We start from the raw sequence: 8,474 nt of genomic DNA on the forward strand, positions 1-8,474 counted from the left end.
CGTAAACCCATCCATGGGGGCTCGATGGCGCCATCCATGGCGCCAACGGTCCTGCCTACCCACACCGCCCCGCCTCTGACAGATCTCTGCGACCTGCGGTAGATCCACGTCATGCGTGGATGAATCACTATGGAAATCGAATATTTCGATATCTGTGAGATTTGAGCCGAGCATGGCTCGGCTCTACAGAAATGCCGGCAGATCGCGGAAATCTGTCGAAGGCGGGGTGGGTCCGGTTGCGGGAGTGTCCGCGGCATGGATGCCGCGGCCAAGCCCCCATGGACGGGTTTACGGCGTCTCCCGCAACCGGACCCACCCCGCCATCCCACAGGAAACCCGCTTCTGCTGTTGCTGTTGCTGTTGCTGTTGCTTCGGCTCGCAGCAGGTGCAGGGCTGCAAGCCCTGCCGATCAACACCCTCCTTACGAACGACTGACGTGACACTCATGCGTCATGCGCGAGGCTGTCCGCTTGGCTGTTCGAGTGGAGGTGGCAACGGTGCACTGGCAAAGCGCACAGGCCTACGCATGGCCGTTGGGATTGGCAGCAGTAGTGGGCGGCATCGGCGCGTGGCTGATCCTCTGGATCTACCATCGATTGAAAGGGCGTGATCGCCGGCGTGCACGCATCGGTCGCGTGCTCGGGTTGCCACTGGCCACCGCATGGCCGCTGCTGTTGTTGATTCCCGCATTGCAGGCCACGCCACTGCAGGATCCGGTGCTGGGCAACCTGCAGCATGTGCTGCACATCGCGCTGACCGCGTGCTTCATCTGGTTGCTGGTACGCGCGGTGGCGGCGGGCGAGCGCGCGATCCTGCGCAGTCATCCCATCGATGTCGCCGACAATCTGGAAGCGCGCCGCATCCAGACCCAGACGCGGGTGCTCAGCCGCGTGCTGATGGGCGGCATCATCGTGCTCGGCGCATCGCTGGTGCTGTTGACCTTCCCGATGGTGCAGAAGATCGGCACCGCGCTGCTGGCATCGGCAGGCCTGATCGGCCTGGTGGCGGGTATCGCGGCCAAGCCGGTGTTCGGCAACCTGATCGCTGGCCTGCAGATTGCGGTGACGCAGCCGATCCGGCTGGATGACGTGGTGATCGTCGAGGGCGAGTGGGGCCGTATCGAGGAGATCGGCAGCAGCTACGTCGTGGTGCGTATCTGGGATGAGCGACGGATGGTGGTGCCGCTGACCTGGTTCATCGAAAACCCGTTCCAGAACTGGACGCGGCGTAGCGCCGACCTGCTCGGCACCGCGTTCCTGTGGTTGGACTACCGTGCGCCGATTGCCGCGATCCGCGCTGAGCTGGAACGCATCTGCCGTGGCGAAGCGCTGTGGGATGGCCGGGTCTGCGTGACCCAGGTGACCGAGACCAGCGAGCGTGCAATCCAGGTTCGCCTGCTGGTCAGCGCGCGCAGCTCGGGCGATGCCTTCGATCTGCGTTGCCTGGTGCGCGAGCGCATGCTCGATTTCCTCGCGCGCGAGCATCCGCAGTCGCTGCCGCAGGTGCGTGCGCGGCTGCAACACGAGGATGAGCTGGATATGCCGCGTGGTCCACGTGCACGCACCGCGGATGTGCGTTCGCCGGGTGCTGAAGATGGTGAGGCTGCGATCGTGCCGGTGGAGCCGGAACCCGGACGGTAGCGCCGGGCGCTGGCCGGCGACTCCGGATCTGCCGGCCAGCGGCCGGCACTACCGGATCACGGCTCGCCAGCGTCGATCAGTGCGTCGGTATCGAAGTGCGGTGGTCGCCGCGCGCGCGTGCGCTGCTCATAGGCATAGGCCATCTCGATCAGCTTCGGCTCGCTCCAGGCGGTGCCCATGAACAGCAGACCGACCGGCAGACCATCGATCTGCCCCATCGGCACGGTGAGGCTGGGATAGCCGGCCACGGCGGCGGCGCTGTAGCTTTCACCGGGGAAGTCGTCGCCTTCGCTGCGGATCGGCCATGCCACGCCGGTGGTCGGCGCCACCAGCGCATCGAGTTGATGGGCGGCGAGGGCGGCATCGATGCCTTCCGGGCCGGCCAGCCGGCGCGCATCGCTGCGGGCGCGGATATAGGCCGGGTCGGCCAGGCCGGCGGTGGCATCGGCCTCCACCAGCAGCTCCTGGCCGAACAGGCCCAGTTCCTGCTTGCTGTGCGCCTGGTTGAAGGCGATCAGTTCGGCCAGGCTGCGCAATGGTGCGCGGTGGGTGCTGAAATAGCGCTCCAGCCCGGCCTTGAATTCGTACAGCAGCAGCGTGCGCTCGGCCTCGGCCCAGGCGCCCTGGTTGGGCAGCTCCACCGGCACCACCACGGCGCCGGCGCGGCGCAGCTCGGTCGCCGCCTGTTCGATCAGTGGCGGCATGCCACGGTACTTCAGCAGCGGTGTCTGCAGCAGGCCGATGCGCTTGCCGCGCAGGCCCTGCGGGTCCAGTCGCGCGGTGTAGTCGTAGACCGCACGGCCGGGCATAGTCGCGGTGGCTGGGTCGGCATCATCGCGGCCGGCGATCGCGGTCAGCACGGCGGCAGCGTCGGCGACGCTGCGTGCCATCGGCCCGGCAGTGTCCTGGCTGAAGGAGATCGGGATGATGCCGTCGCGGCTGACCAGGCCGACCGTCGGCTTCAGGCCGACCACGCCGTTGATCGCCGCCGGGCAGACGATGCTGCCGTCGGTTTCGGTGCCGATCGCCACGCTGGCCAGGTTGGCGGCCACGGCCACCGCGCTGCCGCTGCTGGAACCACACGGCGAATGGCTGATGCGATAGGGGTTGCGGGTCTGGCCGCCACGCGCGCTCCAGCCGGAGATCGAAGCATTGCCGCGGAAGTTGGCCCATTCGCTGAGGTTGGTCTTGCCCAGCACCACCGCACCGGCATCGCGCAGCCGGCGCACCAGGTAGGCATCGTCCGGACGGAAGCCCTGCAGGGCCAGCGAACCCGCACTGGTGGCCATCGGCGCGGCGTTGATGTTGTCCTTCAACAGCAGCGGGATGCCATGCAGCGGGCCGCGCAGGCGGCCGTCACGGCGTTCGCGGTCGCGCGCGGCGGCTTCCTTCAAGGCATCGGGGTTGAGCTCGATCACCGCGCGCAGGCGCGGCCCGGTGCGGTCCAGCGCGGCGATGCGCTGCAGGTAGGCCTGGGTCAGGGTGGTGCTGTCCAGTTCCCCGGCGGTCATCCGCGCCTGCAGGTCGGCGACATCGGTTTCGGCGTACGGGAACGGCACGTTGCGGCTCGCAGGTTCGGCCGCATGCGCGCTGGGCGTGGCCGGGCTGCAGCCAGCCGAAAGCAGCGCCGGCAGCGCGGCGAGCAGGCAGGTCAGCAGAGGCGGCAAGGACGGGCGCATGGGGCGGCTTGGTCGGCTCCAATCCCCAGTGTAGCCGGTGCTCAGCGGTGGCGCTTGCGCAGGTCGCGGGCGAGCACGTAGACCACGATCAGGTTGATCGCCAGGATCGTCCACGACGGCCAGCCGGGGTGGCGGATGATCGCGAAGATGTCGAAAGGCAGGTACAGGGCGGCGGTCAGGCAGCCCAGCCAGGAGGCCCAGGCCTTGGCTCGCCACAGGCCCCAGGCTTCGACCAGGTGCAGCAGGCCGTAGCCGATCATCCCCGCCGCGGCCAGGTGGACCGCGTCGGGGCTGATCATGTGCAGCAGCGAGGGCAGGGTGCCATGGTCCGGATCTAGGCTGAAACGCCGGATCAGGGCCATGATGCCGTGCCGTAGCGGCTGCGGCCCGAGCACTTCCAGCCCGGTGGCGGCCAACAGCGCCAGCATCGCCTTGCTCGCTTCGAGCAGGGCGATGACATGGAGACCCGGATGCCGGTGTGGATCCGGGTTGTAGCCGCTCAGGTTCACGGGGTGCTGGCTCAGCCGCCGCGCGAAGCCTTCTTGCGGTCGCTTTCGGTCAGGAACTTCTTGCGCAGACGGATCTCCTTCGGGGTGATCTCGACCAGCTCGTCGTCTTCGATGAAGTCCAGGGCCTGTTCCAGCGAGTACTTGATCGCTGGGGTCAGCTGGATCGCATCGTCCTTGCCCGAAGCGCGCATGTTGGTCAGCGGCTTGGTCTTGATCGCGTTGACGGTCAGGTCGTTGTCCTTGGAGTGGATGCCGACCAGCTGACCTTCATACACGTTGTCGCCTTCAGCAGCGAACAGCTTGCCGCGCTCCTGCAGCGGGCCCAGCGAGTAGGCCGGCGTGGTGCCCGGCGCATTGGCGATCATCACGCCGTTGATGCGCTTGGCGATCGCGCCCTGTTCCTTCGGACCGTAGTGGTCGAACACGTGGAACAGCAGGCCCGAACCCTGGGTCAGGGTCTTGAACTCGTTCTGGAAACCGATCAGGCCACGGGCCGGGATCGAGTATTCCAGGCGCACGCGGCCCTTGCCGTCCGATTCCATGTTCTTCAGCTGGCCCTTGCGGGTGCCCAGCTTTTCCATCACGCCGCCCTGGTGGATTTCTTCGATGTCCACCACCAGCTGCTCGATCGGCTCCATCATCTGGCCGTCGATTTCCTTGATGATCACTTCCGGGCGCGACACGGCCAGCTCGTAGCCCTCGCGACGCATGTTCTCGATCAGCACCGACAGGTGCAGTTCGCCACGGCCGGAAACCAGGAACTTGTCGGCGTCTTCCAGCTGCTCGACCTTCAGGGCCACGTTGTGGACCTTTTCACGGTCCAGGCGGTCCTTGATCTGGCGGCTGGTCAGGAACTTGCCACCGGACAGGTCCTTGTTGCCGGCGAACGGCGAGTTGTTGACCTGGAAGGTCATCGAGATGGTCGGCTCGTCGACGGTCAGCGCCGGCAGCGCTTCCGGAGTATCCGGGGCGCAGATGGTGTCGGAGATGGTCAGCTCCTGGATGCCGGAGATGGCCACGATGTCGCCGGCCTCGGCGGTATCCTGCTCGATGCGCTCCAGGCCCATGAAGCCCAGCACCTGCAGCACCTTGCCGTTGCGCTTCTTGCCTTCACGGTCGATGACCGCGACCTGCATGTTCTTCTTCAGGGTGCCGCGCTGGATGCGGCCGATGCCGATCACGCCCACGAAGTTGTTGTAGTCCAGCTGGCTGATGCGCATCTGGAACGGGCCTTCCGGGTCCACTTCCGGACGCGGCGCGTGCTGCATGATCGCTTCGTACAGCGGGGTCATGTCGCCGTCGCGCACGGTGTCTTCCAGGCCGGCATAGCCGTTCAGGCCGGAGGCGTAGACGATCGGGAAGTCCAGCTGCTCGTTGGTGGCGCCGAGCTTGTCGAACAGGTCGAAGACCTGGTCGATCACCCATTCCGGACGGGCGCCCGGACGGTCGACCTTGTTGACCACGACGATCGGCTTGAAGCCCATCGCGAAGGCCTTCTGGGTCACGAAGCGGGTCTGCGGCATCGGGCCGTCCATCGCATCGACCAGGATCAGCACGGTGTCGACCATCGACAGCACGCGCTCGACCTCACCACCGAAGTCGGCGTGGCCGGGGGTGTCGACGATGTTGATCCGGTTCTTGATGCCGGTCTTCTTGTCTTCCCAGGTGATGGCGGTGTTCTTGGCCAGGATGGTGATGCCGCGTTCCTTTTCCTGGTCGTTGCTGTCCATCACGCGCTCGGCGAGGACGGTACGCTCGGACAGGGTGCCGGACTGCTTCAGCAGCTGGTCGACCAGGGTGGTCTTGCCATGGTCGACGTGGGCGACGATGGCGATGTTGCGAAGATTTTCGATGGACATACGAAAGGGGGCCAGTCGGCGCCGGATTTGGAAAAAGAAGTCCAACATTATACGTCGAACTTGACGATTCGCGAAAAGGTGGATTTCACACCCGTCATGGGGCCCATTCAGCTGGGGGCTGCGGCGCCGGTCGAGGCCGCCTGGCCTGCGCCGCGGGGCACCCCGTCCCGTGGCTGAAGCCCGGATCTGCGCCCATGGTCGAAGCCGCCGCCGCCACGAGGCAGGTGTAAACTAGGTGGCTAGACGCGTTCCCCTCTGCATCAAGGATCTTCATGTCCCTCATCGCCACTTTCGACACCACCCAGGGCCCGATCAAGGTCGAGCTGTTCGCCGACAAGGCGCCGCTGACCGTGGCCAACTTCGTGAACCTGGTCAAGCACGGTTTCTATGACGGCCTGATCTTCCACCGCGTGATCGCCGACTTCATGATCCAGGGCGGCTGCCCGCAGGGTCGTGGCACCGGCGGCCCGGGCTACAAGTTCGAAGACGAGAAGAATGGCGTGAAGCACGAGGTCGGCTCGCTGTCGATGGCCAACGCCGGCCCGAACACCAACGGCAGCCAGTTCTTCATCACCCACATCAAGACCGACTGGCTGGACGGCCGCCACACCGTCTTCGGCAAGGTCCTGGAAGGCCAGGCCATCGTCGATTCGGTCAAGCAGGGCGACGTGATCCATTCGATCACCCTGGAAGGCGACGTCGACGCCGTGCTGGCCGCCCAGGCCGAGCGCGTCGCGGAGTGGAACAAGCACCTCGCCGCCTGATCCCCCTTCGAAACGGCCACCCTCGGGTGGCCGTTTCCCTGTTCCCCGCCGCCCGCCAGGCCTGCGTGGCCACGCCCGCGGCGTCCCATCAAACGCTTGCAAGCAAGAGGAAACCCCCATGAAAGCACCCGTTCGTGTTGCCGTGACCGGCGCCGCCGGCCAGATCGGTTATGCCCTGCTGTTCCGCATCGCCTCCGGCGAAATGCTGGGCAAGGACCAGCCGGTCATCCTGCAGCTGCTGGAACTGCCGGTCGACAAGGCCCAGGCCGCCCTGAAGGGCGTGATGATGGAGCTGGAAGACTGCGCCTTCCCGCTGCTGGCCGGCATGGTCGGCACCGATGATGCCGAAGTCGCGTTCAAGGACGCCGACATCGCCCTGCTGGTCGGCGCGCGTCCGCGTGGCCCGGGCATGGAGCGCAAGGACCTGCTGCTGGAAAACGCCAAGATCTTCACCGCCCAGGGCGCGGCGCTGAACAAGGTCGCCAGCCGTGACGTGAAGGTGCTGGTGGTCGGCAACCCGGCCAATACCAACGCCTACATCGCGATGAAGTCGGCCCCGGACCTGAAGCCGGAGAACTTCACCGCCATGCTGCGCCTGGACCACAACCGCGCGCTGAGCCAGCTGTCGACCAAGCTTGGCAAGCCGGTCGGTGGCATGGAGAAGCTGGTCGTGTGGGGCAACCACAGCCCGACCATGTACCCGGACTACCGTTTCGCCACCGCCGATGGTGCGTCGATCGCCGATGCGATCAACGACCAGGAGTGGAACGCCAACACCTTCATCCCGACCGTCGGCAAGCGCGGCGCGGCGATCATCGAAGCCCGTGGCTCGTCCTCGGCTGCTTCGGCCGCCAACGCAGCCATCGACCATGTGCGTGACTGGGTGCTGGGCAGCAACGGCAAGTGGGTCACCATGGGCGTGCCGTCCGACGGTTCCTACGGCATTCCGGAAGGCGTGATCTTCGGCTTCGCCGTGACCACCGAGAACGGCAAGTACACCCTGGTCAAGGATCTGCCGATCGACGACTTCAGCCAGAAGTACATCGACAAGACCCTGGCCGAGCTGGAAGAAGAGCGCGCCGGCGTCGCCCACCTGCTGGGCTGATGCAGGCGGTACCGGCGCGAGCCGGTACGTCTTCCATCGAGGTAGGTGCCGGCCGTTGGCCGGTACGCGATCCAGAAGGTAGGTACCGACCGTTGGTCGGTACGCAGCAACGGGGAAGCTCAGGCTTCCCCGTTGCTGTTTGAGGAATACAGGAACTGATGATCCACCTGCATTACATCGACGACGCGCTGCTGGTGGTCGAGAAGCCGGCCGGCCTGCTGTCCGTGCCTGGCCGCAGCGCCGAGAACCAGGACTGCGTGGTCGCGCGCCTGCAGGCGCTGTACCCGGATGCGTTGACCGTGCATCGCCTGGACCAGGTGACCTCCGGCCTGCTGCTGCATGCGCGCGGCAAGGACATGCAGGTGGCGTTGTCGATGCAGTTCGAGCAGCGCCAGGTTGGCAAGCGTTACGAAGCGATCGTGGAGGGGCTGCTTGAAGGCGATGCCGGCGAAGTGGACCTGCCGTTGATCGTGGACTGGCCGAACCGGCCGAAGCAGATGGTCGATCACGAACGCGGCAAACCGGCGCTGACACGTTGGCACGTAATGGCACGTGATGTTGAAGCGCAGCGCACCCGCGTGGCGTTGGAGCCGGTTACTGGCCGCAGCCATCAGCTGCGCCTGCACATGGCCAGTCTCGGTCATCCCATCGTCGGTGACGTGCTGTACGGTGCAGCACCGGCACTACGCGTGCACCTGCACGCGCGCAGCCTGCGGTTCACCCATCCAGTGACGGGCGAGGCGCTCGCGTTCGAGTCCGCGACTCCGTTCTAGGGGTTCGGCAGGGCTTGCAGCCCTGCACCTGCAGAATCAACGTCAACGTCAGAAGCGGGCTATCCGTGGGTTGGCGGGACGGTGTCGGAGTGCGGGGACGCCGCAAGTACGTCCCTGTAGGCTTGGCAGCCGCATCCATGCGGCT

The 8,474-nt window shown here is 66.1% G+C and carries 7 protein-coding genes; 4 read left to right on the forward strand and 3 right to left on the reverse strand.

Features of this window, described 5'->3' with window-relative positions; translation table 11 throughout:
• Window positions 1-452: 452 nt before the first annotated feature.
• Window positions 453-1,640 (forward strand): mechanosensitive ion channel family protein, encoded by a 1,188-nt coding sequence (locus tag R1L06_RS20120; protein WP_317218575.1) that lies wholly within the window; start codon window positions 453-455, stop codon window positions 1,638-1,640.
• Between the two features lie 56 nt (window positions 1,641-1,696).
• Here R1L06_RS20120 and R1L06_RS20125 read toward each other — a convergent pair whose 3' ends face one another.
• The 3 genes from R1L06_RS20125 to typA are packed head-to-tail and all read right to left on the reverse strand — an operon-like array spanning window position 1,697 to window position 5,687.
• Entirely contained in the window at window positions 1,697-3,319 is a 1,623-nt protein-coding gene (locus R1L06_RS20125; RefSeq protein WP_032129765.1) for an amidase, read from the reverse strand.
• A gap of 41 nt (window positions 3,320-3,360) precedes the next feature.
• On the reverse strand, window positions 3,361-3,828 hold the full coding sequence (locus R1L06_RS20130) for a DUF2127 domain-containing protein (protein ID WP_049422416.1): 468 nt from the start codon (window positions 3,826-3,828) through the stop codon (window positions 3,361-3,363).
• A gap of 11 nt (window positions 3,829-3,839) precedes the next feature.
• Window positions 3,840-5,687 (reverse strand): translational GTPase TypA, encoded by a 1,848-nt coding sequence (gene typA, locus R1L06_RS20135; protein WP_032129766.1) that lies wholly within the window; start codon window positions 5,685-5,687, stop codon window positions 3,840-3,842.
• A 272-nt stretch (window positions 5,688-5,959) separates the two neighbouring features.
• Here typA and R1L06_RS20140 point away from each other — a divergent pair, with 272 nt between their 5' ends.
• The 3 genes from R1L06_RS20140 (at window position 5,960) to R1L06_RS20150 (ending at window position 8,329) form a co-directional block, all read left to right on the forward strand.
• On the forward strand, window positions 5,960-6,451 hold the full coding sequence (locus R1L06_RS20140) for a peptidylprolyl isomerase (RefSeq protein WP_004153629.1): 492 nt from the start codon (window positions 5,960-5,962) through the stop codon (window positions 6,449-6,451).
• A gap of 118 nt (window positions 6,452-6,569) precedes the next feature.
• A complete protein-coding gene (locus tag R1L06_RS20145; protein ID WP_004153634.1) occupies window positions 6,570-7,556 on the forward strand; it encodes a malate dehydrogenase in 987 nt (328 codons plus the stop codon).
• Window positions 7,557-7,714: 158 nt separating this feature from the next.
• Complete coding sequence (locus tag R1L06_RS20150) at window positions 7,715-8,329, forward strand: RluA family pseudouridine synthase (RefSeq protein WP_317218576.1); 615 nt, start codon at window positions 7,715-7,717, stop codon at window positions 8,327-8,329.
• Window positions 8,330-8,474 lie beyond the last annotated feature (145 nt).

The sequence above is a fragment of the Stenotrophomonas mexicanensis genome, from assembly GCF_032911605.1.
Taxonomy (GTDB): Bacteria; Pseudomonadota; Gammaproteobacteria; order Xanthomonadales; family Xanthomonadaceae; genus Stenotrophomonas; species Stenotrophomonas maltophilia_A.

What these genes read in the sequence shown, in the direction of transcription:
- R1L06_RS20120 (WP_317218575.1), top strand. Translation starts at nt 453, where the DNA reads ATGCGCGAGGCTGTCCGCTTGGCTGTTCGAGTGGAGGTGGCAACGGTG.
- R1L06_RS20125 (WP_032129765.1), bottom strand. Translation starts at nt 3,319, where the DNA reads ATGCGCCCGTCCTTGCCGCCTCTGCTGACCTGCCTGCTCGCCGCGCTG.
- typA (WP_032129766.1), bottom strand. Translation starts at nt 5,687, where the DNA reads ATGTCCATCGAAAATCTTCGCAACATCGCCATCGTCGCCCACGTCGAC.
- R1L06_RS20140 (WP_004153629.1), top strand. Translation starts at nt 5,960, where the DNA reads ATGTCCCTCATCGCCACTTTCGACACCACCCAGGGCCCGATCAAGGTC.
- R1L06_RS20145 (WP_004153634.1), top strand. Translation starts at nt 6,570, where the DNA reads ATGAAAGCACCCGTTCGTGTTGCCGTGACCGGCGCCGCCGGCCAGATC.
- R1L06_RS20150 (WP_317218576.1), top strand. Translation starts at nt 7,715, where the DNA reads ATGATCCACCTGCATTACATCGACGACGCGCTGCTGGTGGTCGAGAAG.